General features: G+C 30.4%; 1 protein-coding gene. It reads right to left on the bottom strand.

Features of this window, described 5'->3' with window-relative positions; all coding sequences use genetic code 11:
• A partial coding sequence (gene ytxJ, locus ACVCXO_RS12170) for a bacillithiol system redox-active protein YtxJ (RefSeq protein WP_452229863.1) occupies positions 1-312 on the bottom strand: 312 nt, incomplete at both ends.

Below are 312 nucleotides of genomic sequence, written 5' to 3' on the forward strand. Positions count from 1 at the left end.
ATTTCCATTTCTTATCACTAATAACTGTGGAGACTCATGCATGACCATAAATTGAACACCAATTTCATTAGAGATTTCTCTATAGCTTAGAAGATCTAAATAATATAAATCTAAATCTTTTTCCGTTAAACTATACATCGCAACAAATTGATTCATTACCATTCTACTAATACCACATCGCGTAGAATGTTTAAATATAACTTGTGTTTTTACTTTAGATTTTTCTTCGATAAATTGCAATTGCGGCATAGCATTCAAAGGTATCCAAGGCAATACTTTTTCTTCTTTTGGTTCTGATGAACCGAATAGCTT

The organism is Lacinutrix sp. MEBiC02404 (genome assembly GCF_053601575.1).